24 protein-coding genes and 2 pseudogenes are annotated in these 23,457 nt (G+C 61.2%); 13 read left to right on the forward strand and 13 right to left on the reverse strand.

Going from position 1 to position 23,457, the window contains the following annotated elements; genetic code table 11:
* Nucleotides 1-75 precede the first annotated feature (75 nt).
* The 3 genes and pseudogenes from JFT85_RS22420 to JFT85_RS28790 form a co-directional block, all read left to right on the forward strand.
* On the forward strand, nucleotides 76-945 hold the full coding sequence (locus JFT85_RS22420; protein WP_053257676.1) for a LysR family transcriptional regulator: 870 nt from the start codon (nucleotides 76-78) through the stop codon (nucleotides 943-945).
* 167 nt (nucleotides 946-1,112) lie between these two features.
* Nucleotides 1,113-1,889, forward strand: a pseudogene (locus JFT85_RS28785) (PAS domain-containing protein); the annotation flags it as partial.
* Between the two features lie 126 nt (nucleotides 1,890-2,015).
* Nucleotides 2,016-2,432: pseudogene (locus JFT85_RS28790) on the forward strand (methyl-accepting chemotaxis protein); the annotation flags it as partial.
* A 134-nt stretch (nucleotides 2,433-2,566) separates the two neighbouring features.
* On the opposite strand, the gene JFT85_RS22430 reads toward JFT85_RS28790, so the two are convergent.
* The 6 genes from JFT85_RS22430 to JFT85_RS22455 all read right to left on the reverse strand — a co-directional run bounded on the left by JFT85_RS22430 (nucleotide 2,567) and on the right by JFT85_RS22455 (nucleotide 9,101).
* Nucleotides 2,567-3,076, reverse strand: a complete 510-nt coding sequence (locus JFT85_RS22430) for a hypothetical protein (RefSeq protein WP_201230423.1) — start codon at nucleotides 3,074-3,076, stop codon at nucleotides 2,567-2,569.
* 135 nt (nucleotides 3,077-3,211) lie between these two features.
* Entirely contained in the window at nucleotides 3,212-4,627 is a 1,416-nt protein-coding gene (locus JFT85_RS22435) for an MFS transporter (RefSeq protein WP_201230425.1), read from the reverse strand.
* Between the two features lie 140 nt (nucleotides 4,628-4,767).
* Nucleotides 4,768-5,505: an NAD-dependent epimerase/dehydratase family protein gene (locus JFT85_RS22440; protein WP_053257673.1), complete on the reverse strand. Its 738-nt coding sequence runs from the start codon at nucleotides 5,503-5,505 to the stop codon at nucleotides 4,768-4,770.
* Between the two features lie 14 nt (nucleotides 5,506-5,519).
* Complete coding sequence (locus tag JFT85_RS22445) at nucleotides 5,520-6,152, reverse strand: glutathione S-transferase family protein (RefSeq protein ID WP_201230427.1); 633 nt, start codon at nucleotides 6,150-6,152, stop codon at nucleotides 5,520-5,522.
* 190 nt (nucleotides 6,153-6,342) lie between these two features.
* A complete protein-coding gene (locus tag JFT85_RS22450; protein WP_069553717.1) occupies nucleotides 6,343-6,582 on the reverse strand; it encodes a DUF6124 family protein in 240 nt (79 codons plus the stop codon).
* A gap of 1,487 nt (nucleotides 6,583-8,069) precedes the next feature.
* Entirely contained in the window at nucleotides 8,070-9,101 is a 1,032-nt protein-coding gene (locus tag JFT85_RS22455) for a LacI family DNA-binding transcriptional regulator (RefSeq protein ID WP_162232032.1), read from the reverse strand.
* 223 nt (nucleotides 9,102-9,324) lie between these two features.
* Here JFT85_RS22455 and JFT85_RS22460 point away from each other — a divergent pair, with 223 nt between their 5' ends.
* Together JFT85_RS22460 and JFT85_RS22465 are read left to right on the forward strand one after the other, a co-directional pair.
* Nucleotides 9,325-9,858, forward strand: a complete 534-nt coding sequence (locus JFT85_RS22460; RefSeq protein WP_053257670.1) for a gluconokinase — start codon at nucleotides 9,325-9,327, stop codon at nucleotides 9,856-9,858.
* Between the two features lie 83 nt (nucleotides 9,859-9,941).
* Nucleotides 9,942-11,294 (forward strand): GntP family permease, encoded by a 1,353-nt coding sequence (locus JFT85_RS22465; protein WP_053257669.1) that lies wholly within the window; start codon nucleotides 9,942-9,944, stop codon nucleotides 11,292-11,294.
* 159 nt (nucleotides 11,295-11,453) lie between these two features.
* Here JFT85_RS22465 and alaC read toward each other — a convergent pair whose 3' ends face one another.
* Nucleotides 11,454-12,665: an alanine transaminase gene (alaC, locus tag JFT85_RS22470; protein ID WP_053257668.1), complete on the reverse strand. Its 1,212-nt coding sequence runs from the start codon at nucleotides 12,663-12,665 to the stop codon at nucleotides 11,454-11,456.
* A 196-nt stretch (nucleotides 12,666-12,861) separates the two neighbouring features.
* On the opposite strand from alaC, the gene JFT85_RS22475 reads away from it, so the two are divergent.
* The gene (locus JFT85_RS22475) at nucleotides 12,862-13,341 is read left to right on the forward strand and encodes a GyrI-like domain-containing protein (RefSeq protein ID WP_073638141.1); all 480 of its coding nucleotides are present in this window, start codon (nucleotides 12,862-12,864) and stop codon (nucleotides 13,339-13,341) included.
* 42 nt (nucleotides 13,342-13,383) lie between these two features.
* Here JFT85_RS22475 and JFT85_RS22480 read toward each other — a convergent pair whose 3' ends face one another.
* Nucleotides 13,384-13,878, reverse strand: a complete 495-nt coding sequence (locus JFT85_RS22480) for a GNAT family N-acetyltransferase (RefSeq protein WP_053257666.1) — start codon at nucleotides 13,876-13,878, stop codon at nucleotides 13,384-13,386.
* 150 nt (nucleotides 13,879-14,028) lie between these two features.
* On the opposite strand from JFT85_RS22480, the gene JFT85_RS22485 reads away from it, so the two are divergent.
* Genes JFT85_RS22485 through JFT85_RS22500 form a run of 4 tightly spaced genes read left to right on the forward strand, consistent with a single transcriptional unit; the run spans nucleotide 14,029 to nucleotide 16,566 of the window.
* Nucleotides 14,029-14,448, forward strand: a complete 420-nt coding sequence (locus JFT85_RS22485) for a YybH family protein (protein WP_201230429.1) — start codon at nucleotides 14,029-14,031, stop codon at nucleotides 14,446-14,448.
* 42 nt (nucleotides 14,449-14,490) lie between these two features.
* Nucleotides 14,491-14,835 carry a YciI family protein gene (locus JFT85_RS22490; RefSeq protein WP_053257664.1) on the forward strand — a complete coding sequence of 115 codons (345 nt, stop codon included), beginning with the start codon at nucleotides 14,491-14,493 and terminating at the stop codon, nucleotides 14,833-14,835.
* A 34-nt stretch (nucleotides 14,836-14,869) separates the two neighbouring features.
* Complete coding sequence (locus JFT85_RS22495; protein ID WP_053257663.1) at nucleotides 14,870-15,346, forward strand: SRPBCC family protein; 477 nt, start codon at nucleotides 14,870-14,872, stop codon at nucleotides 15,344-15,346.
* The gene (locus JFT85_RS22500; RefSeq protein ID WP_053257662.1) at nucleotides 15,343-16,566 is read left to right on the forward strand and encodes an RNA polymerase sigma factor; all 1,224 of its coding nucleotides are present in this window, start codon (nucleotides 15,343-15,345) and stop codon (nucleotides 16,564-16,566) included. The genes JFT85_RS22495 and JFT85_RS22500 overlap by 4 nt, the downstream gene beginning before the upstream one ends.
* A gap of 41 nt (nucleotides 16,567-16,607) precedes the next feature.
* On the opposite strand, the gene JFT85_RS22505 is transcribed toward JFT85_RS22500, so the two are convergent.
* Entirely contained in the window at nucleotides 16,608-17,333 is a 726-nt protein-coding gene (locus tag JFT85_RS22505) for an SDR family oxidoreductase (protein WP_069553681.1), read from the reverse strand.
* Nucleotides 17,334-17,444: 111 nt separating this feature from the next.
* On the opposite strand from JFT85_RS22505, the gene JFT85_RS22510 reads away from it, so the two are divergent.
* On the forward strand, nucleotides 17,445-18,287 hold the full coding sequence (locus tag JFT85_RS22510) for a LysR family transcriptional regulator (RefSeq protein ID WP_069553680.1): 843 nt from the start codon (nucleotides 17,445-17,447) through the stop codon (nucleotides 18,285-18,287).
* A 145-nt stretch (nucleotides 18,288-18,432) separates the two neighbouring features.
* Here the strand turns inward: JFT85_RS22510 and JFT85_RS22515 are convergent, their stop codons facing one another.
* Complete coding sequence (locus tag JFT85_RS22515; protein ID WP_053257661.1) at nucleotides 18,433-19,287, reverse strand: LysR family transcriptional regulator; 855 nt, start codon at nucleotides 19,285-19,287, stop codon at nucleotides 18,433-18,435.
* An 88-nt stretch (nucleotides 19,288-19,375) separates the two neighbouring features.
* Here JFT85_RS22515 and JFT85_RS22520 point away from each other — a divergent pair, with 88 nt between their 5' ends.
* On the forward strand, nucleotides 19,376-19,816 hold the full coding sequence (locus JFT85_RS22520; RefSeq protein WP_053257660.1) for a multidrug/biocide efflux PACE transporter: 441 nt from the start codon (nucleotides 19,376-19,378) through the stop codon (nucleotides 19,814-19,816).
* Here the strand turns inward: JFT85_RS22520 and JFT85_RS22525 are convergent.
* On the reverse strand, nucleotides 19,803-20,708 hold the full coding sequence (locus tag JFT85_RS22525; protein WP_201230431.1) for a LysR family transcriptional regulator: 906 nt from the start codon (nucleotides 20,706-20,708) through the stop codon (nucleotides 19,803-19,805). The genes JFT85_RS22520 and JFT85_RS22525 overlap by 14 nt on opposite strands.
* Nucleotides 20,709-20,758: 50 nt before the next feature.
* The gene (locus JFT85_RS22530; protein WP_069553678.1) at nucleotides 20,759-21,517 is read right to left on the reverse strand and encodes an SDR family NAD(P)-dependent oxidoreductase; all 759 of its coding nucleotides are present in this window, start codon (nucleotides 21,515-21,517) and stop codon (nucleotides 20,759-20,761) included.
* A 106-nt stretch (nucleotides 21,518-21,623) separates the two neighbouring features.
* On the opposite strand from JFT85_RS22530, the gene JFT85_RS22535 reads away from it, so the two are divergent.
* Nucleotides 21,624-22,520, forward strand: a complete 897-nt coding sequence (locus JFT85_RS22535) for a LysR family transcriptional regulator (RefSeq protein ID WP_073638135.1) — start codon at nucleotides 21,624-21,626, stop codon at nucleotides 22,518-22,520.
* Here the strand turns inward: JFT85_RS22535 and JFT85_RS22540 are convergent.
* Nucleotides 22,517-23,434, reverse strand: coding sequence for a LysR family transcriptional regulator (locus tag JFT85_RS22540; protein ID WP_053257656.1), 918 nt, complete (start codon nucleotides 23,432-23,434; stop codon nucleotides 22,517-22,519). The two genes, JFT85_RS22535 and JFT85_RS22540, sit on opposite strands and share 4 nt — an antisense overlap.
* Nucleotides 23,435-23,457: the final 23 nt, after the last annotated feature.

The raw sequence follows: 23,457 nt of genomic DNA on the forward strand, positions 1-23,457 counted from the left end.
TGCGCCAGTCTCGCCGGCGTGGCACCTTGCGTAAAATTAAACCTTCAGACGCCACCCATAAGGACAGCTACTGCCATGATGAACCTGATGCACTGGCGTTTGCTGGTGGCGGTGGCCGACCACGGCAGCATCACGGCCGCCGCCGAAAGGGTCGGCATGACCCAGTCCGCTGCCAGCCAAGCCATGGCCTCCATGGAGGCAGCCTTGGGTGCGCAACTGTTCACACGTGAACCGCGCAAGACCCTGCCTACCGCCCTGGGAGGCCGGGTGATCGAGCACGCGCGGGTGATGATGGGTGCATTGCAGGCCATTCGCACCACCGTGGATGAGTCTCGACCATTGCTGAGTGGGAGCCTTCGCATTGCCAGTTTTCCGATGGTGCTGGCGACCTTTCTGACGCCGTTGCTGCAACGTTTTCGTCAGTTGCACCCAGGTATCGAGATCACCACTCTGGATGTCACCGACAGCGAAGTGCACGCCTTGCTCGATGCCGAGCTGATCGACCTGGGCGTGGTGCTCAACCCCGAGCCTGCGCGCAACGCCACGGTGTTGGGGCGTGACTTTTGGATGGCGGTGCTGCCGACCCACCATCCCATCGCGCAGCGCCCGGCCGATGCCACGGTGTCGCTTGAGGCATTGCTCCAGCAACCCTTCGTGCTGGCTACCGGTGGCTGCACCGCCAATGCCCGCAGCCTGGGCGCATTGGCGGGGCTGACCCTGCGCGATATCCGCGTGGAAGTGCGCGAATGGAGCAGTGCCTACAGCCTGGTGCGCGAAGGCGTCGGCGTCACGCTGGTGCCTCAGATGGCGTTGCCACCCCAGCTCAATGGCCTGCGTGTGATGCCGTTGAGCGTCCCATTGCACCGCGAATTTGCCTTGGTCGGTTCACCCACCCGTTCACCCTCGATGGCCGTCAGTGCGTTGTTAAAAATGCTGGCTGATTAGTGGCCTTGCATAGCGCCACGCCCTGTCTATGCTGATCCAAGACCGTTGATGACGTTTGGCATATACAGCGTTTCGGATGGTTATTTGCCCATGAAGGTTAGCCAGCACTGTCCAACACATGAATGGAATGCGCCTTTCAGGCGCCGGGAATCAAGGGTGATCTGATCATGTTCAACCGCCATCACAAATCCGACCTGCAAGAAATCCAACGTTTTTCCTGTGCGCTCACCGAAGCCAACGCCAAGCTCGCCGCCATCAGCCGTTCCATGGCGATGATCGAATTCGACCGCAACGGCGTGATCCTCGACGCCAATGAGAACTTCTGCAAAACCATGGGCTACAACGTCGAGGAGATTCGCGGCCAACATCACCGCATCTTTTGCGAAGAGGCCTACACCCACACCGAGCCCTACGCCAAGTTGTGGCGCGACCTGGCGCGGGGCGAAGCCTTGAGCGGCACCTTTATGCGCCTGAATAAGCACGGCGAGGAGGTGTGGCTCGAAGCCAGCTACATGCCGGTGCTGGGCAGCGACAATCAGGTGCAGAGCGTGATCAAAGTCGCCGCGGACATTTCCGCACGGGTTCACCATGAACACGAGAACCAGAGCCTGATCGACGCCATCAGCCGCTCCATGGCGGTGATCGAATTTACCCCTCAAGGCCAGATCATCAATGCCAACGATAACTTCCTGCGTGCGGTGCAGTATTCGCGCGAAGAAATCATCGGCCAGCACCACAGCCTGTTCTGCCAGCGCAGTGAAGTGGATTCCCCGGCTTACAAGGCTTTTTGGGCCTCGCTCAACCGTGGCGAATATCACTCCCATCGTTTTGAGCGGAAAAACAAATACGGCAAAACCCTGTTTCTGGAAGCCTCTTACAACCCGATCTTCGACGCCAACGGGCGCCTGTATAAAGTGGTGAAGTTCGCCAGCGACATCACCGATCAGGTCACCACCCTGCGCACCGCCGCCGATTCGGCCCACGCCACTTCGGTGCAAAACGACGCCTGCGCACGCAAGGGCTCGGAGGTGGTGCAGCAAACCGTGCAGATCATCGAAGCGATTTCCAGCGACCTGAATCAGGCGGCCCAAAGCATCGACGCGGTCAACAAACAGTCAGACATCATCGGCGCCATCGTGCAGACCATCCGTGGCATTGCCGAACAAACCAATATGCTCGCGCTCAACGCGGCGATTGAGGCGGCGCGGGCGGGCGAACATGGGCGTGGATTTGCGGTGGTGGCCGACGAAGTGCGCGGCCTCGCAGCGCGCACCAGCCAGGCAACCGTGGAGATTGTCGATGTGGTGCGCAAAAACCACGACCTGTCGCTGAGCGCAGTGTCGAGCATGCAGTCGAGCCTGAGCCGCACCGGGCTGGGGGTGGAACTGGCGAATGAGGCGGGGCAGGTGATCCTGGAGATTCAGGAAGGGTCACGGCATGTGGTGGATGCGATCAGTCAGTTCAACTCGACCCTGCAATTGCAGTAGATACGTTACCGCCGTGCTAACCCAACCTCTGTGGGCGCTGGCGTGCCTGCGATCGCATCAACTCGGTGTACCTGATACACCCGGGTTTCTGCATCTCGGGCCAGCCAGCGCCCACCTGTGATCAGCGGTGTCTGTTAAATCGCCGCCAGGGTTTCTTTAACCGCCTGCGCCGGGTCAGTGGCTTTCGCCGCTACTTGCTGATCTTGCTGCTGCTTCACGCGATCAGCCACTTGCTTGGCAATCGCGTCCTGTTTTTCCTGCGGCATTGCCTGCACTTGTGCTTCGGTCAAACCCTGCTCCTTGAGCAATTGCTCACGGATGCGTTCCGCCGGGGATTTGCTCATGTAGTCGGTGAAATCCGCACGCGCGGTGCTGGTGGTCGAGCCCGTCGCCGGTACGTCGGTTGCCGCCGTAGGTGCTGCCGTCGTGGCTTGCAACTGCACACGGGTCTTGGCGAAGGCTTCGTCGATTCGGTCGTTGGCCTTGTTCAGGTCCTGCTGCGCGGCCGGCACGGTGACGCTTTGCTGAGCCGCTTGCACGGCACCGCTGTACAGCGTGCTGGCAGCGGCGTTGGCGGGGTCCATGTCGGTGCGCTTGAGCTTTTCGACGGTCGACACGGCTTGGGCGTTATTGTTAACCAGCATGATCGGTCACCTGCGTAAATGTGTTCGGTGCGACAGCTGGAGCAAATAGCATGCCGAGTGCCAAATCCGCGCTTTTACGGGGGCTGGCGCGGCCGTCGCGGCAAGCGTTGTCCTGCCGGCGGCCAAGCGTTGCCGTCAGTGGGCGATATTCTCCAGCGCCAGGTTACGCGTACGCGGCCCGAACCAACTGATGGTGATCATCACGATCAACATGCTGCTGGCAATAAACGCCAAGACGCCCGGCGTGCCCAGATGCTCAAGAATGAACCCGATCAACAGGCTGCTGAACACCGTCGACAAGCGGCTGAACGAATAGCAGAACCCCACCGCCCGTGCGCGGATATTGGTCGGGAACAATTCGCTCTGGTAGGAGTGGTAACTGAAGCTCAGCCAGGCATTGCAGAATGTGATCATCACCCCGCAGATCACCAGCCCCACCGCGGTGGTTTGCAGGGCGAACAGGCTGCCGAAGATCATCGCGCCCATCGCCGAACCGACGATTTGCCATTTGTTTTCAAAACGATTGGCCACCTTCACAAACAGCAGCGGTCCCAGCGGGTAGGCGAGGGTGATGATAAAGGCGTACATCAAACTATGGGTCACGCTCACGCCCTGACCCGACAACAACGCCGGCAACCAATTGCCGAAGCCGAAAAAGCCGATGGCCTGGAACACATGGAACACGATCAGCATCAGTGCCCGGCGGCGGTAGGGCGGTTGCCAGATATCCGCAAAACGCCCGCTGCCGTGCACGCTGACCGCTTCGGGTACGGGCTCATCCAGCGGTTTGCCGTGATCGCGTTGGCAGCGTGCTTCGAGGCTGTCCATGATCTGCCCGGCTTCGTCAAAGCGGCCCTTTTGCGCCAGCCAACGGGGTGATTCCGGCAGGCGCTTGCGCAGTTGCCAGATAAATAACGCAAACACGGCACTGCTCAGCACCACCCAGCGCCAGCCGGACACCCCGAACGGCGCCTGGGGCACCAGCCACCACGACATCAACGCCACCGCCGGCACCGACAGAAACTGAATGAAAAACGCGAACGCAAACGCCGAGCTGCGCATGCGCTTGGGCACCAGTTCCGAGAGGTAAGCGTCGATGGTCACCAGCTCGATGCCCAGGCCGATGCCCACCAGAAAACGCATGCAGATGATGCCCAGCGCGGAGGTTTGAATACCCATCAGCACGGTCGCCACGGTGTACCCGATCAGCGCGAAGGTAAAAATCGCCCGGCGCCCGAAGCGGTCGGCGATGGGGCTGAGCAGGCTGGCGCCAAGGAACAGGCCCAGAAAGGTCGCCGAGGCAAACGCCGCCTGGTCGGAGAAGCCAAACACACCTTCGCTGCCGGTGTGGAAAATTCCGTCGCTGATCAAGCCGGGGCTGATGTAGGCGGTCTGGAACAGGTCATACAGCTCGAAAAAGCCGCCGATTGACAACAAGGCCACCAGGCGCCAAAGAGTGGCGACGGCGGGTAGGCGGTCGATGCGCGCGCTGATATGGGCGGCACGGATCGGGTCGATGCCTTCCGTGGCTGAGGCGGTGAGTGTCGACATGGGCAGATTCCAGGGGCAGTGAGCTGGAATCTTAGCGGGCTAACGGAAATCGGCGCTTGTGAAGTTGCGTGCGGCAGGCCACACATTCGCCGATTTATTGCGCCTGGGTGTCAGCTTTCACGCTTTTATGGCGCAGAGGCTCAATAGGTGATGGGGATCTTGAAGGTCTCAAAGGCGTCATCCAGCGGTTGATAGCCCAGCACCCGCGTGGTTTCGCTCAAGTCCAGGCGCTTGAAGCGGTTATTGGAAATACCGTGGGCGATCAGGTGCTTCACCCCTTCAGCGTCCACCGAGCGTTGCAGCAGTTGCACGGCATCACGCGGGCTGAGCCAGGCGCTGAGGTCGCGGGCATTATTGAGCTCGTGGGTTTCGGTGAACTCGAAGGCGCCGATGCGCAGCGCAATCGTGGAGAGCGGAGTTTTCGCCGCGTAATAGCCGCACAGTGCCTCGCCGTAGCATTTGCTCACGCCGTAGAGGTTGGCGGGCATCACCGGCATGCCTGGGGTGATTTGGCGGTCCACCGGGTAGCCTTCGATGGTCTGCGCGCTGCTGGCGAATACCAGGCGCTTGACACCCGCCGCCACGGCCGCTTCGAACAGGTAGGTGGTGGCGAGGATATTGTTCGGCAGCAACGCGTCGAACGACGCGCTGGCGTGGGGGATGCCCGACAGGTGCACGATCACGTCGATGCCATCCAGCAGGGCCGCGAGGCGGGTTTTATCGCTGAGGTCGGCGTGCACGAAGCGGTGTTCACCGACATCGAAATCCGGTGCGAGGCGGTCGGTGAGGGTGAAGCGGTAGCGCTCCTTCGAGGCTTCGAAAAAGGTCTTGCCGATTCTTCCGCAGGCGCCGGTCAGCAGTACGTTGAGTCCGTTCACGGTGAGTCCTTGTGTTAGTTGTGGCCGTCGAGGGCAAAGGTCTTGAAGCCTTGGCGCCCGCTGAGGCGCTGGTAGTACGCTGCAATCGCGGGGTAGGGCGGGCGTTCCATGGGCGTGTTCTGCCAGCGGTGCACCGAGAGGCCGATGAGGATATCGGCGAGGGTAAATTCATCCCCGACGACATAAGCACCGGTGTTGGCCAACTGCTGTTCCAGCAGGCCCATCTTGTCGTTCCACACCTGCACGGCGGCGGCAATCTGCGTGGCGTCCAGGCCGTCCGGGTTGTTGCGCACCAGCGCGGTGAAGGCATCGCCCCAGGCGCGGTTGAGTTCGCTGGCTTGCCAGTCCACCCATTGCTCGACCCGCGCGCGTGGCGCGGGTTCGGCGGGCAGCAGGTCTGTGCGTTGGTAAAGGCCGATGAGGTAGCGGCAGATGGTGTTGGACTCCCACAACACGCCGTGGTCGTCGATCAGCACCGGCACTTGGGCGTTGGGGTTCAGGGCGAGGAATTCGGCGGACTGGGTGGGCTTGAAGCCAATGCCCCAGTCTTCGCGCACGTAGTCGATGCCCAGTTCCTGGCAGGTCCAGAGCACTTTACGCACGTTGATGGAGGACGTGCGGCCGAGAATTTTCAGTGAGTGTGCCATGGTGCTTCCCTGACGATGGTGAATGGCCAATCTAGCAGGGGGCGTAGATGACAGCGAGGGTCTTAAGCGGGCACGGTCAAAATGTGGGAGCTGGGTTGCTCGCGAATGCGGTGGGTCAGTTAGCCTATTTGTAGCTGATACAACGCCTTCGCGAGCAAGCCCGCTCCCACATTTTTGACCGAGCAGGGCTTTAGGTTCGCGGTGTGTGCTGGTCCATGGCTGTGCCGACCATCAAGACGGATAGCTCGCTCAGTTGGTGAATGGCGAGGGCGAGATCGCGGTGTTTGCCGGTGAGGTCGTCGGACAGGTCGAGCAACAAGGTGCTGACGGAGCACACGGTTTCGTAGCTGTTGATCAACAGGGTTTCGGTTGGGGTGTCAGGCGTAATGGTGAAAAGAGTGATTGGCGGTTTTTCAGTTTCTTTGATCATTTAAGCGTCCTGGAATAGGCCGCCGCCGTATCGCTACTAAACGAAGGGTGGCAGCTGTACGCAGGTTAGTAGACCGGTGGACACTCAAAGCCGGCGCACCCGAAGGTGCCCTACGCACAGCCGCCATCAAACTCAGATGAGGCTCATGCACTAAGAGTGTCCAACAGTCGGGCTACTAAACCCGATCACCGAGAAATTCAGTGACCGGCGAACCTTAGAACTCCATACCCAAGCGCACAAGCCGGCGGATTCTGACGTAAGCGTAGGCAGCTGGGCAAGGCGCTTACTGCAATGTCAGCCGCGTCCTACAGGCCTCTTACAGGTCAAGCGGGCACGGTAAAAATGTGGGAGCTGGGTTGGCTGTGATAGCCATAGGTCTCTACGCAACGCTTTGGGTTGTTCTGAGGCGTTTCGGTGGATTGGGTACATATCCGTTGCTGCGGTAACGGCGGCTATGGGTTCCGCTCTTACAGCGGGTCACTTTTGGCAAACGCCCCAAAAGTAACCAAAAGGTCTTTGCCCCACCACTCGGTGCCTCGCTTAGGCTCGGCATGCCCTCACTCCGGCTTGAATCCGTGGGCCGCCGCAATGGGCCATCCTTGGCCCAGTGCGGCTAACCCGGCGTCCTGCCGGGTTACCCACGGATTCAAGCCTGCGTTCGGCCAGCGTGGTTAACGGGGCCTGTCAGATCAAGATCAAAAGCAGAGCACGGCGGCCTAGTAGCCGGCCTGAGTGGTAGAAGCAAAAGCAGGGCAAAAGCACAGCAACAGCACTTTTACCGGATGAAATGAGATCCAAATGTGGGAGCGGGCTTGCTCGCGAAAGCGGTGGGTCAGTTACAAATAAGCCGACTGAGCCACCGCCTTCGCGAGCAAGCCCGCTCCCACAATGTTGACCGAGTTCAGTTGCCAGCACCGCAGTGCTCTGCTTTTCTGTGGGAGCTGGCTTGCCTGCGATGCAGACACCTCGGTACATCAGGCAAACCCAGTCGCAGACCCCATGCCAGCTCCCAGATTGACCCAATACAGTCCGAAGAGCAGCCCACCCTCTGCCTGATGTACCCAGTTCCAAATGTGGGAGCGGGCTTGCTCGCGAATGCGGTGTGCCAGTCACCCACTCCATCAACTGACACACCACTTCGCTTGTGCTTTTGATCTAACCACTCAGGCCGCCGTGCTTTGCTTTTGACTGTGATCTGTTTTTGATTTTGATCTTAGGCGCCCCGTTAACCACGCTTGCCGAACGCAGGCTTTGGAGCGTGGGTAACCCGGCAGGACGCCGGGTTAGCCGCGATGGGCCAAGGATGGCCCATGGCGGCGGCCCACGGTCCAAAGCCTTCGTTCTGGCACACCGAGCCTAGGCGAGGTGCCGAGTGGTGGGGTGTACGGGACAACCACAGCACTCAACCCGTAAAAAATGTGTAGATACCAATGGCCACCGCAGGCAATCCAGCTCCCACTGTTTGATTGTATTCGGCCGTTAGAAAGTCAGCTGCTCTCGCGCACCTGCAACTCAAACCCCATGTCCACCACCGGCTTGGCAATTTTGTTGCCCGCCATGATCGTCAACAAATGCTCCGCCGCGCGCCGCCCAATCGCTTCACGCGGTGTGCTGATGCTGCTCAAGCGCGGCACCATGAAGGATGACGCCGGCAAATCGTTAAAGCCCAGCACCGCCACGCGCTCCGGTACTTTGATGCCGTGGCGCATGGCTTCCAGCAGCGCGCCTTGGGCCAGGTCGTCGTTGCCAAAGAAAATCGCATCCACGTCCGGGTGCGCCGCCAGCAGTTGCAAAAACAGCTCGCCACCCAGGCCGACGGAGGAGGGGCGTGGCGTCAGCAGTTCCAGCGCCGGGTCGTACAGGCCAGCCTGTTGCAGGGCGCGGCGGAAGCCTTCACCGCGCAGTAACGTGCGTTGGTCCAGCTGCGCGCCGATATAGGCCAGGCGCTTGCGCCCTCGGGACAGCAAATGCGCCGCTGCCGTTTCGCCAGCACTCAGTTGCGAAAACCCCACGCAGTTCACGCCGGCGTTAGGGTCCAGGTCCATCATGTACACACACGGCACATTGCTGGCCTCGACCATCCGTCGCGCGCTTTCGGTGCGGTCAAAGCCGGTCAGCAGCAAACCCCGTGGCTGGTAGGCCATGTAGTTGCGCAGCAGGTTTTCTTCTTCATCGCGCGAATAGTGCGAGTTGCCGATCAGCACTTCGAAGCCCTTGGGCCGCAGCACTTGGTGGATGGCTTCGAGGGTTTCGATAAACAGCAGGTTCGACAACGACGGCACCAGCACCACCACCGAGTGGCTTTGCGCTGACGCCAGGGCGCGGGCAGCCGGGTTGACCACGTAGTTGAGTTCGGCGGCGGCCAGTTGCACTTTTTCCACCAGTTCGGTGGCCACCGTGCTGATGCCGCGCAGGGCTCGGGAGGCGGTAATCGGGCTGACGCCAGCCAGGCGCGCCACTTCATTGAGGGTCGGGCGACCGGTTGTGCGGGTATTTTTATCGTTCTTGGAGGTCATCAGGCGGTTGCCAAACAAAAATCGAGGCACTAAGGTAGCGCTGTCTCCAAACGGCTGCAAATGCTTGAACATTGGGTTGCCTGATCCGCTCTGTTCTTGTGTAGGTCGTTTGGCGAGGATGCACGCGTCACTCCATAAAAAAAGACAAGTCGGCGCGGGAAAAGCCTGTTTTTGCACTAGCCTTACAGCGTGCGAAGGTAGCGCTATCTGCGTCCTGAGGTGTTTCATGAGTCAACCTGTTACCGCCCTGGTCATCATGGGTGTTTCCGGCTGTGGCAAGTCCAGCGTCAGCGAAGCCTTGTGCCACCTGAACGGCGCCACCGCCATTGAAGGCGACAGCTTTCACCCTGCCGCGAACATCGAAAAGATGAGCGCTGGCCACCCCCTCAACGACGACGACCGCGCCGGCTGGCTCGACATCCTCTGCGATGAACTGCGCCGCGCACTGAAGGCCGGCGAACACCCCGTGCTCACCTGTTCAGCCCTCAAGAAAAAATACCGCGACCACCTGCGCGAAGCCGCGCCGGGCCTGGGCTTTGTATTTCTGGAGCTGACCCGTGAAGTCGCCGCCGACCGCGTGTCCCATCGCCCCGGCCATTTCATGCCGGCAAGCCTCATCGACAGCCAGTTCGCCACCCTTGAATCGCCCGTGGGCGAGCCGCTGACCCTGGCGCTCAACGCCAGCGAAGACAGCATCCAGGACCTGGCCGAGCAAACCAATGCCTGGTGGCTGCAACACGGCTTTGAACCAACTCACTGATTTTTTGCCGGAAAGGTAGCGCTATCCCCGGCGAGAAATTCAATACCCGCTTTAATAACAACAACAAACAGGAGAGACCCCCCATGTTTGGCATGTCCCAAGAGTCCTACCTGCTGCTAGACGCAGTGGTCACTATCATCGGGCTGATCTTTTTGATCACCAAGTTCAAGGTGCACCCGTTCATTGCACTGATCATCGCGGCCGGCTTCCTCGGCCTGACCTCGGGCATGCCCGTGGACAAGATCATCAAGGCCTTCCAGGACGGCTTCGGCGGTGTGCTTGGCTTTGTCGGCATCATCCTCGCGCTGGGCACGATGCTCGGCAAAATGATGGCTGAATCCGGCGGCGCCGATCAGATTGCACAAACCTTGATCCGCGCCTTCGGCAAAGAGAAAGTCCAGTGGGCGATGATGTTCGCCGCGTTCCTGGTGGGCATCCCGCTGTTCTTCGAGATCGGCTTTGTGCTGCTGATCCCGCTGGTGTTTATCGTCGCGCGCCGCACGGGCGTGTCGTTGATCAAAATCGGCATCCCGTTGCTCGCCGGCCTGTCGGCAGTGCACGGCCTGGTGCCACCGCACCCGGGCCCGCTGCTGGCCATCGGCGTGTTCGGCGCGGACATCGGCAAGACCATCCTGTACGGCCTGATCGTTGCCCTGCCGACCGCCATCATTGCCGGTCCGATCTTCGGCACGTTTATCGCCAAGTACATCCCGGGCAACCCGTCCCAGGAACTGGTCGACCAACTGGCCCGCGAGCCTGCGTCCAAAGACTTGCCGAGCTTCAGCATCACCTTGATCACCGTGCTGCTGCCGGTGTTCCTGATGCTGCTCAAAACCTTCGCTGACGTCGCACTGCCGGACGGCCACGCGATCCGTAACTGGATGGACATGATCGGTCACCCGATCACCGCGTTGCTGCTGGCGCTGCTGCTGTCGCTGTACACCTTTGGCCATCGCCAGGGCATTCATTCCAAGCAAATCCTCAAGTTGCTCGACGCCAGCCTGGCACCGACGGCGGCGATCATCCTGATCATTGGTGCCGGCGGTGGTTTCAAGCAAATGCTGGTCACCAGCGGCGTGGGTGATGTGATTGGCCATATGGCCGTGAATGCGCAGATCAACCCGATCCTGCTGGCGTGGCTGGTGGCGGCGGTGATTCGGGTGGCCACCGGTTCTGCGACCGTGGCGACCATTACCGGTGCGGGGATTGTGGTGCCGGTGGTGGGCATGATTCCAGGCGTGAACCGTGAGCTGCTGGTGTTGGCGACGGGGGCGGGGTCGTTGGTGTTGTCTCACGTCAACGATGCAGGGTTCTGGCTGGTGAAGCAGTACTTCAACATGACCGTGGCCGAGACCTTCAAGACCTGGACGGCGATGGAAACCATCCTGTCGGTGGTGGCGCTGATCTTTATCATGTTGCTGTCGTTGGTGGTGTAAGCAACACCACACGACATGGGTGAAAACCCAATCCAAATGTGGGAGGGGGCTTGCTCCCGATTGCTGAGTGTCAGTCACTGCATCTGGTGACTGACCCACTGCTATCGGGAGCCAGCCCCCTCCCACATTTTTTTAGCGTATGTCTACTGCTGGCTCGGGTCAGGCTTTAGTCACCAGGCCATCCGCCCGGAACATCCCGCGAATACCGCGCACCGCCTGGCGAATCCGGTCCTGGTTCTCGATCAGCGCAAAGCGCACATGGTCGTCGCCGTACTCACCAAATCCGATCCCCGGCGACACACACACCTTCGCCTCCAGCAGCAGTTTCTTGGCAAATTCCAGCGAGCCCATGGCGGCATATGCCTCGGGAATCTTCGCCCAGACGTACATCGACGCCTTCGGATTCTCGACCATCCAGCCCAGCTCATGCAGGCCTTTGACCAGCACATTACGGCGCTGGCGGTACTGCTCGGCGATGTCTTTCACGCACTGCTGATCGCCTTCCAGCGCCGCAATCGCCGCCACTTGCAGCGGGGTAAAGGTGCCGTAGTCGTGGTAGCTCTTGATCCGCGCCAGGGCGTTGACCAGCTCCGGGTTGCCGACCATGAAACCAATGCGCCAGCCGGCCATGTTGTAGCTCTTGGACAGGGTGAAAAACTCCACGGCAATGTCCTTGGCGCCGGGCACTTGCATGATCGACGGGGCTTTCCAGCCGTCGTAGACGATGTCGGCGTAGGCCAGGTCATGCACCACCAGCACGTCGTACTGCTTGGCGAGGGCGATGACCCGTTCGAAGAAATCCAGCTCCACGCACTGCGCGGTGGGGTTGGACGGGAAGCCCAGAATCATCATCTTCGGTTTGGGGATCGAGCCACGAATCGCTCGCTCCAGCTCGGCGAAGAAGTCCACGCCGGGCACCAGCGGCACCGAACGCACCTGGGCGCCGGCAATCACGGCACCGTAGATGTGAATCGGGTAGCTCGGGTTGGGCACCAGCACGGTATCGCCCTGGTCCAGGGTGGCCAGCATCAAATGCGCGAGGCCTTCCTTGGAGCCAATGGTGACGATGGCTTCGGTTTCCGGGTCGATGTCCACCGCATAGCGGTCTTTGTACCAGCGCGAAATCGCCCGACGCAGACGCGGAATGCCTTTGGAGGTGGAGTAGCCGTGGGTGTCTTCACGCTGGGCGACGGTGACCATTTTCTCCACGATGTGTGGTGGAGTGGCGCCGTCAGGGTTACCCATGCTCAAGTCGATGATGTCTTCGCCGCGCCGACGCGCAGCCATCTTCAGCTCGGCAGTGATATTAAACACGTAAGGGGGGAGTCGATCTATGCGCGCAAAGCGGCGCGGCGAACCTTGGTCTGCCATGGGTGCCTCGAGGTACGTAAGCGCCCGGAACCGTCCGAGCGACGTCGGCCACTGCGGTGGCCTGCGGGGCAGACAATACGGTCGATGATGGCCAATTGTCCAGATGCCGCTGGAAAAATTTCTGTAGGCGGCACAGCGCGGATATGCCCCTATACTCGATACGGGTTTGTTCCCTTATAAGAAGGAGACTGTTCAGATGGATCAGCAAACAACACAACCGTTGCAGCCACGTATGGAAGACGGCAAGGCCCTGGTGATCGCGGGCGTGCAAGGGCGGTATTCGAAGGCCACCGTGGGTGATATTCCCAAATTGTGGGAGTTGTTTGACACCTGCTTCAAAGAGATCAAGCGTCGTGTCGGCGGCGTGACTTATGGTGTTTGTCATAACCCCAATCACGGCGAATTCGATTACATGGCCGGGGTTGAAGTGCCGAGCAAAGACGAGGTGCCGAGTAACTTTGAGTGCATCGAAATTCCTGCGCATCACTACGCCGTGTTCCCGCACTACGGGCCGGTGCAGGCGCTGGAGCAGACGTACGAGCGGATCATGTTCGAGTGGTTGCCGCACTCGGGCTACAAGGTCGCCGGGGCGGATTTCGAGCGCTACAGCGCAGATTTTGACGCGCGCAAGGGCATCGGCAGTGTGGAGATCTGGTTGCCGGTCGAAGCCAAGTAAACCCTCGATCCTGTGGCAAGCCCGCTCGCCACAGGTGTCACGTCACTCGGCGATTACCAGCGTCAGCCTGCGCTCGTACCCGATCCGGCCCCTATAGGCCTCCCCGCTGTCCACCCATCCGGCGGCCAGGTACAAGCCCATTGCCGCCACATTGTCCGCGTCCACCGACAACTCCAACCCCTTGATCTGCGGCCATGCCTGCCTCGCCACCGCCGGCAGCGCCTGTAAACACGCTTTGCCGAACCCGCGCCCTTGCTGCTGTCGATCCACCTGCAACGCATGCAGGGTCGCGCTGTGTTCACTCGCCCAATGGGGCAGGCAAGGCGGGCGTTTAAGCAGCAGGAATGCCACCGGAAGGTCGTCGGCGAGCAGGGCGAACCCTTTGATGGCCGCAGGGTTGGGGTTAACCAGCAGGCTGTTCAGCGCGCAGTAGATATCGCCGCAGAACGCCAGTTGCTCGGGATGCACTTGCAGCGTGTCGAGTTGCTGTTTTTGCACAAGGCTCAGCGTCTCATAGGGGACGAGGCGAGTTTCCATCGGGGGGGCGTATCCGAAATCCTACAAAGAAGCGCGGATTCTAGCGGCTTTGCCGGCGGCGAAAGTATTTTTCAACGGACTGTCGATTGGCCGATGAGTCATTCGACTAAGGGTGTCCCTTGTGATTTCCCCCGCCCCAGGAGTATCGCCATGAGCACCGCCATCAACCGCCTGATCGATCAATGGAAGCAAGCCGTGCTTGCCCGGGATATCGACAAGATTGTCAGCTTTTATGCCGACGATATCGTCTCGTTCGACGCTGTTACTGCACTGCAATTCAAAGGTAAGGCTGCCTACCGTGCGCATTGGGACGAATGCATGAAGCATTGCCCCGGCCCGGGTATTTTCGAGTTTCATGAGCTGCATATTGTGGAAGCGCCTGACAGCGCGTTTGCGCACTGGCTGGCCCACTGCGGCGGCGCCGGGCCGGATGGCGTCGTGAACGCGTGCTGGATGCGCGTGACCGCCGGTTACCAGCGGATCGACGGCCAATGGCGTGTGGTGCATGAGCATTGGTCGGCCCCTTTCGATATGCACAGCGGCACCGCGCTGTTCGGGCTGGAACCCTGATCGCCGGGAACTATAGTGGATAGGCCGAAAACGGAGAGCGCCATGAAATACCTCTGCCTGATTTACAGCAACGAACAGGTGCTGCACACCTCGCCGGACAGCCCCGAAGACCCGGAATGTTTCGCCTATGCCCAGGCTATCCAGGCCAGCGGGCGGATGCTTGCCGCCGAGCCGCTGGAGTCGGTGAGCACCGCCACCACCGTGCGCAAGCGCAATGGCAAGCTGTCGATCACCGACGGACCGTTTGCCGAAACCAAGGAACAGCTCGCCGGGTTTTACCTGATCGAAGCCAAGGACTTGAATGAAGCGATCCAGGTGGCCGGTGGCATTCCGGCGGCCCGGGTCGGCAGTGTGGAAGTGCGCCCCGTGCGCGAATTGAATCTCTGAAGACAACCACCACAAGACTCAAGGAGGTTTACCCATGAACACCCAGCCGGCTGAATTTGAACTGTCCATCCGCCGTTTGATCGATGCGCCCCGCAGCAAAGTGTTTCGCGCCTGGACCACCCCCGCGCTGTTGCAGCAATGGTGGGGGCCGCACGGCATGACCACCCCCGAGTGCGAAATGAACCTGTGGGTCGGCGGCGTGTTCCGCACGCTGATGCGCGCGCCGGATGGCGCCGAATACCCGACCCAAGGCGTGTTTCTGGAGATCGAAGCGCCGAGCCGGCTGGTGTTCACCGACGCGTATGCGCCGGGGTGGGTGCCGTCGGACAAGCCCTTCATGACCGCCGAAGTCACCTTCGAAGAGGTCGACGGCAAAACCCTCTATACCGCCCGCGCCATGCACTGGAGCGAAGCCGACAAACAGGCCCACGAAGCCATGGGCTTTCATGACGGCTGGGGCCAGAGCCTGGATCGCCTGGTGACGTTGGTGACCCAAGGTATGCCCGATTGACGCCTCAGCTGGAGGCGATTTACCGCAGCGAATCACGGCGCGTGCTGGCCACGCTGATTCGCCTGCTCGGTGATTTCGACCTCGCCGAAGAAGCCTTGCACGAGGCGTTCTTCGTCGCGGTCGAGCGCTGGCAGCAAGACGGGGTGCCGAGAAATCCGCGGGCGTGGTTGGTGTCGACCGGCCGTTTCAAAGCCATCGACCGCCTGCGCCGTCAGGCGCGCTTTACCCCGTTGCTGCAGGCGCAGGCCGACGCACTGGAAGCGGCGCACTGGAGTGAGGAAGACGTGGAAGACGACCGCCTGCGCCTGATCTTCACCTGCTGCCACCCGGCACTGGCGCCCGACGCCCAGACGGCGCTGACCTTGCGTGAGATCTGTGACCTCACCACCGAGGAAATCGCCCGCGCCTTTCTCACCACGCCCACCACCATTGCCCAACGCATCGTGCGCGCCAAAGGCAAGATCCGCGAGGCGAAGATTCCCTACCAAGTCCCGTCCCTCGACGCGTTGCCCGAGCGTTTAGAGAGTGTGCTGCGCGTGGTTTACCTGGTGTTCAACGAAGGGTATTCGGCGTCCATGGGCGCCGACCTCACCCGTGAGGAACTGACGCGCGAAGCCATCCGCCTTGGCCGCTTGCTGCTGGAGTTGCTGCCCGAGCCTGAAGTCATGGGCTTGCTGGCGCTGATGCTGCTGCACGAATCCCGCCGAGCGGCGCGCACTTCGGCGGGCGGTGAGTTGGTGTTGCTGGATGAACAGGACCGCGCCTTGTGGGATGCGTCCTTGATCGCGGAAGGCTGCGCGTTGGTGGAACAAGCACTGACAACGGGGCGCTTTGGACCGTATTGCCTGCAAGCGGCGATTGCGGCGGTACACGCCGAAGCCCCGAGCGCCGGCGAGACGGATTGGCCGCAGATCGTCGGGCTTTACGATGTGTTGCTCAGGGCCGTGCCCTCTCCGGTGATCGAATTGAACCGCGCCGTGGCGTTTGCCATGTGGCAAGGGCCATTGGCCGGTTTGGAGCAGGTGGAAGGCATTTTGCGGCGCGGGGAGTTGCTGGATTACCACTTGGCGCATTCGGCACGCGGGGAGTTTTGTCGGCAACTGGGGCGAACCGAAGACGCCCGTGAAGCGTACGAAAAAGCCCTGTCACTGACCCTGCAAACCCCAGAAAAACGCTTCATAGAGCGGCGTCTGGCCGAACTCAAATCACCCAGGCAATGACGAACAACGGTGGGCGCTGGCAAGCCAGCTCCCCCATCGGTTTACGGCTGCTGGCGCGTTGCGGCCAGCACGATCTCACGAATGCACACATGCTGCGGCTGCTGATAGGCATAGGCAATGGCCGACGCCACATCATCGGCACTCAACACGGTGCCGCCCATCGCCTGTTTCCAGGCCTGATATCCGCTTTTGATCGCCTCATCGGTGGTATGGCCGAGCAACTCGGTTTCCACTGCGCCTGGGGCGATGGTGATGACGCGCACATTGCTTGGCGATAATTCTTCGCGCAGGTTTTCCGAAATCCCATGCACGGCGAACTTGGTGCCGACATAAGCGACGTGGTTCGGGAAGGTCTTGCGCCCGGCCACGGAACTCACGTTGATGATCGTGCCGCTTTTGCGCGCAACCATGCTGGCGGCTACCGCGTGGATACCGTTGAGCAGGCCCTTCACGTTGACGTCGAACATCTGCTCCCACTGCGCCGGGTCTTGCTCACTGACTGCGCCCAGCAGCATCACGCCAGCATTGTTGATGAGGGCATCGGCCGGGCCGAATTGGGCTTCGGCTTCGTTCACCGCGGCGACCAGGGCCGCGCGGTCGGTGATGTCGACGCCACGGCTCAAGGTGTTGGGCAGTGCCAGATCGTTTAGACGGTCAATGCGCCGCGCCAACAGCAACAACGGGTGACCGGCGGCCGACAACCGGCGGGCGGTGGCTTCGCCAATACCGGAACTGGCGCCGGTGATGATGATCAGTGGCTTGCTCATGAATGCACTCCTGGAATAAGAAAAGTCGATAACTGAGTCGTGCTCGCAGTATATTTACCGACGTAAAGGCTGAAAAATGCCTTATTTCTCTGTCTGCCATCGGATAAAGCTATGGATGTGCGTCACCTCAAAGCCTTTCTCGCGGTGTTCGAAGAACGCAACATCACCGCCGCCGCCCAGCGTTTGTTTATCAGCCAGCCGACCCTGTCGGTGACCATCAAGCAACTGGAAGACGAGCTTGGCGTAGCGCTGTTTGTGCGCCAGCCACGCGGCGTGGACGTCAGTGAGCAAGCGCGGGTGCTGTACCCGCAAGCGCGGCGCATGGTCGCCGACGCGGAGGCCTTGAGCCGATTGTTTCGCGGGCGTGAAAACCGTATCGCGCTGGAGTTGGGCGTGGAAGGCGATATCGCCGACAGCCAGATCGAAACGTTCCTGCGCATGGCGCACCAAGGGCTGCCGGGTTTGTTGCTGACGCTGCAGGAAGGCTGCGAAGGCGATGGGCGTTTGGCCGTGGAGGAAATGTGCTGCGAGGACGAATTGTTCCTGCCGCTCTGGGAAGAGTCCTACGTGATGGCATTACCGGCGTTGCACCCGATGGCCCTGGCCGGCACAGAACAGGCATGGGCCCCGATTGAAGACTGGATCACGTGCCCGCAGCACGACTCTCACCAACGGTTGATGGCGCTCTACGGCCGCTCGCCGCAAGCGGTGGCTGGGCATGCCGGTTCGCTGACCCAGGCGTTGCACATGGTGGCTGCTGGCGTGGGCGTGGCGATGTTGCCGCAGTCGATGGCGGCCGAGCGGGCCGGGGTGGTGATTCGCGAATGGCACCTGCCGGCGCCGACGCGTCGAGTCGGTTTGTGTTTTTCGGCGCAAGCCCTGGAGTTGCCGGCACTGCGCGACGTGCATGAATACTTCCAGAACCACCGCCCACCGCAATGCGCTGCGGCCTGACACACATCTAAAATCCAACACCCTTCCACTGTGGGAGCGGGCTTGCTCGCGAAGGCGGCCGGCCAGCCAGTACATTTGTGACTGACCCGCGACCATCGCGAGCAAGCCCGCTCCCACAGTTAGGCCTCTAGGGTGCCTGGAAGAATCATTCCAGCATCTGCCGCAACATCCAGCTCCCCGCCGGCCCCGGCGGGTGTTGCCGCGACCACAGCGCATCCACCGCCACCGACCGCGGCCAACTGCGCACATCGAGTTCAACCAGCCCGGCATTGCCGAAGCGCTCCACCAGCCAGCGCGGCAGCGCCGCCCAGCCGAAGCCCAGTTGGGCCATTTCCATCAGCATCAGAAAACTCGGCGCCGACCACACACGGCCCGCTGGCCTGGTTTCATTGGGGCTGATGATGCTCGCCAGGCGCAGTTCACGGTGTTGCTGCAAGGCGTGCTGGTCGATGTTTTGCAGGCTGGCCAAGGGATGGGCGGGGGCGACGAACAGGGCGATTTCCGTGCGCTCCGCCACGGGCGCGCGGGTCAGGTCGGGCGGGTAAACCTCTTGGGCTTCGATCAGCGCAATCTGGGCGCGGCCGCTTTGCACCAGGGCGATCAGGTCTTCGCACTCGGCGATCAGCCATTCCAGCTCCAGGTCCGGGTAGCGTTGTTCGAAGGCTTTGAGGGCGAGTTCAAAGCGTTCCGACTGGTACGTATCGGACATGGCGATACTCAACTTCGGCTCCAGGCCCTGAGCCAATTGGCTGGCCGCCAACTCCAGGCGACTGCTGGCCTCCAGCACCTGTTCGGCGCGTTGTAACAACACGTGGCCGGCCGGGGTGAGCGTCGGTTTGCGGCTGCTGCGATCAAACAACACCACATCCAGGTCAATTTCCAGGCTCGCCACCGCCGCACTGACCGTGGACTGGCTCTTGCCCAATTTGCGCGCCGCGGCCGAAAACGAACCTTGGGTGGCCGCCTGCACAAACGCCTGCAGCACTTCATTTGAGGCCATGACTATCGCCCTGATCGATGGTTATTGGTTATGAAGTATCGGTTCGCAGGGTAATGATGGCAACCCTAGTCATTCACGGAGCCGGGTTATGAACCCTACCAAATCGATTACTGAACGTGTTTGCCAGGCCCTGGGCTTTGAAGGGTTGGCCTTGTTGATCTGTACGCCGCTGCTGGTCTGGATCACCGGCAGGCCGGCCCTGGAAATGGGCGCAGTCACCTTGGGTGTCAGCGTGTTGGCGCTGACCTGGAACATCATTTTCAACAGCCTGTTCGATCGCCTCAAAGCGCGGCTGCAACTGGCCAACGGCGGCTGGACCCGGGTGCTGCATGCGCTGTTGTTTGAAGGTGGCCTGATCATCCTGGCGGTGCCGCTGATTGCCGGCGTGTTGAAGATCAGCCTGTTGGAGGCGTTCATCCTCGACATCGGCGTACTGCTGTTCTTCCTGCCGTACACCTATGTGTACCACTGGGGCTATGACGTGATTCGGGAAAAAATCGTCCAGCAACGGCTGCCTAGCCAAGCTTGAGCGACGCGACAAAATCCAGAAATGCCCGCACCTTCGCGGCGGGCAAATGCCGCGACGGGTAGTAGGCGTACAACGGAAAACGCTCGTCCGGCCAGTCGGGAAACAACTCCACCAGGCTGCCGGCCTTGAGCGCCGGCGCCAGGCCCAAATCGAGCATTTGCGCCACCGCGTGGCCGTGCTCACACACGCTGTACAACGTGCTGGCGTCGTTGACCACCAGGCGGCCATCGGTGCGTACGATGACCTGCTCGCCAGCGCGGTGGAATTCCCAGGCAAACGGACGCCCGGTTTGCGAGTCGCGAAAATCCAGACACATATGCCCGTGTTCCAGGTCTTGCGGAATGCGCGGTCGACCGAATTGTTCAAGGTAGGCCGGGGAGGCCACGGTGAGCACACGCACTTCCATCAGTTTGCGGGCGATCAGCGAGGAGGATTGCGGGATGCCGAAGCGAATGGCCAGGTCAAAGCCATCGGCGACCAGGTCACCGAGTTGGTCACGGGTGTGCAGGTCCAGTTGCAGTTGCGGATAACTGCGCATGAAGTTGCCCAACACCGGGCCCAACACCAATCGCGAGAAGTACGGGTCGATATTCACCCGCAAACGCCCACGTACGGTGAGCGCACTGTCGGCCGCCGCGTTGGCGGCGTCTTCGAGGCCGGCCAGCAAGGGCGCGATTTCCTGGTAGAAACGTCGCCCCTCATCGGTCAATTGCACCGCGCGGGTGGTGCGGTCGAACAGGCGAATCCCCAAGCGTTTTTCCAGCCGCGAAATCGCCCGGCTGACCCCCGAAGGGGTTATCTCCAGGCTATCGGCGGCGCGGGCGAAACTGCCGCTGTCGACCACAGCGGCCATCACGCCCATGCCACCGGCCAAGCCTGGATCAAAACTCATCGGTGATTGCCTGTCAGTGATCTGAAGGCATTGATGCTAGCGCAGAATGCTTACAGAAACATGCCGCCCGAGGCTTCGATGCGCTGCCCGGTGATCCAGTTGCTGCCCTCGGCCAACAGGGTCGAAATCGCCCCGCCAATATCGTCGGGCAAACCGGCTCGGCCCAGCGCGGTGTTGTTGGCGACCATTGCATTCAGCGCCGGGTTATCGCGCACGGCGCCGCCGCTGAAGTCAGTGGCAATCGCGCCGGGTGCCAGGGTGTTGACGGTGATACCGCGCGGCCCCAGCTCCTTGGCCTGGTAGCGCGACAGCACTTCCACCGCGCCTTTCATCGACGCATACGCCGCATACCCAGGCAGGCTGAAACGCGCCAGGCCGCTGGAAATATTGATGATGCGCCCGCCATCGCTGATCAGCGGCAGCAGTTTCTGGGTCAGGAAAAACGGCGCCTTGAAGTGGATAGCCACCAGGCGGTCGAACTGTTCCTCGGTGGTCTCGGCAAAGCTGGCGTGGGCGCCGATCCCGGCGTTGTTGATCAGAAAGTTGAAGTGGTCCCGTGCGAACACATCCTTGAGCACCGTGGCGATCTCGCCGACGAAGTCATTGAACGTGCCGCTCTGGCTCACATCCAGTTGCAGCATGGCGGCGCGGCCACCGAGGGCTTCGATCTGTGCCTTCACCGCTTGGGCTTCGCCCGAAGCGCTGTGGTAAGTGCCGATGATGTCGACGCCTTGTGCCGCCAAATGCAGCGCAGCGCTTTTGCCCAAGCCGCGGCTGGCGCCGGTGATCAGTGCGATTTTACGGGTCATGGTGAGTGCCTCTGAGTGTGATGGTGCGAGCCAGTGTATTTGTCCGCCCATAACGTGATAAACACAGGTAAATCGGAATCACTGGCCGGATAAGGCGAACAATCCCATGAACAAACTTGAGCTTTTGCGGACCTTCGTGCGAGTCACCGAATTGTCGAGTTTCACCCAGGCGGGCGAGAGCCTCGGCCTGCCGCGCTCCACCGTGTCCGAGCATGTGCAGGCGCTGGAAGAACTGCTCGGGGCGCGCCTGTTGCAGCGCACCACGCGCAAGGTGCAAGCGACTCAGGACGGGCGCGTGTTGTATGCGCGCAGCAAAGACCTGTTGTCACACATGGAGGAACTCGAAGGCCTGTTTCGCCAGGATGAGGCGCAATTGAGCGGGCGTATTCGCGTGGACATGCCCAACGTCATGGCGCGGGATTTGATCCTGCCGCGCCTGCCCGACTTTATGCACGCACACCCGTTGATCGAGCTGGAAATCAGCACCACCGACCGCCAGGTCGACCTGCTCGCGGAAGGTTTCGATTGTGTGTTGCGGGTGGGCGCGCAGCCGGATCAGTCGGTGGTGGCGCGCTGGTTGTGCAGCATGCCGATGATCAACTGCGTCAGTGCCAGGTACGTTCAGCGCTATGGCATGCCCGAAACCCTGGCCGACCTGGCGCATCACCAGTTGGTGCATTACGTGCGGCCATTGGGTTCACGTTCGGCGGGCTTCGAATACCTGCAGGGCAACAAAGTGCAGCGTGTTCCGATGGCGGGGCGGGTCACGGTCAACAGCACCGATGCGTACAAGGCGGCATGCCTGGGCGGCTTTGGCATTACCCAGGTGCCCGTGCTGGGCATTCGCGATTTACTCGACAGTGGCGAGCTGGTGGCCATCTTGCCGGACTACCCGGCGCCGGCGCTGGACGTGTCGTTGCTGTACGCCGGGCAGCGGCATGTGCCGCAGCGGGTGCGGGTTTTTATGGATTGGCTGGCCGCCCTGTTGCAGTCGCGGCTCTAGCGCCGTGCCGAGAGTTGTTGCGGCGCGAGGAAGGCGTCGTGGAAGTAATCCCGGAAGGCCTGCATGGCGGGGGTAAATGCCCGTTCGCGGTGCCAGGCCAGGCCGACGCTCATGGGCGCTACCGGGTCGGTCACGGTCAGGGTTTCGATGCGTTTGCCTTCCAGCGACCAGGGCCTGTGCACCAGGTCCGACAGAATCGCCACGCCGCTGCCGTTGGCAACCATGCTGCGCACGGCCTCGACCGAACTGGTGCGCAGCCGCACCTTGGGCGTTTGCCCGGCCTGTTCCCAGTAGCGCATGGCGCTGTGTTCGGCTTCATCGACGGTCAGCAGAATGTACGGTTCTTGCGCCACGTCGGCCAGGCTGACGGCGCCGCGCTCGCACAAGGGATGGTGGCTGGGCAGCCACAGCCGGCGTTCCGAATTGAACAGGATTTCGGAAACGATATCCGGGTGCGTGAGGTTGGCGGTGAGCACCACGGCCATGTCGAACTGGCCGTCGAGCAGGCCGTGTTCGATGGCCTGCCGCTCCTGTTCGAACACCTCGATGGTCACGTCCGGGTGCCAGTGTTCCATGCGCTGCAGGTGGTGGGGCAGGAAGTAGCCGAGCACGGTGTAGCTGGCGGCGACACGCAGCACGCCACTGGCGCGGTAGTCCGGCAGCGGGCTGTTCAGTGCGTCATCCACGCTGCGCACGATCACGTAGGCGCGGTTCAGAAAGTGCCGCCCGGCGTCGGTCAGGTTCATGCCCTGGGCCGAGCGCACGAACAACTGCACGCCGAGCATCGCCTCCAGCTCCTTGATCGCGGTGGTCACGGCCGACTGGGAGATGTTCAGATGAATCGCCGCCTGGGAAATCTGGCCGATTTCGGCGGTGGCGATAAAGTAGCGAACTTGGCGCAACGTCAGGGACATGGCTTTATCTGCTTTTCAGAAGA

The organism is Pseudomonas sp. TH04 (assembly GCF_016651355.1).
GTDB lineage: Bacteria > Pseudomonadota > Gammaproteobacteria > Pseudomonadales > Pseudomonadaceae > Aquipseudomonas > Aquipseudomonas fluorescens.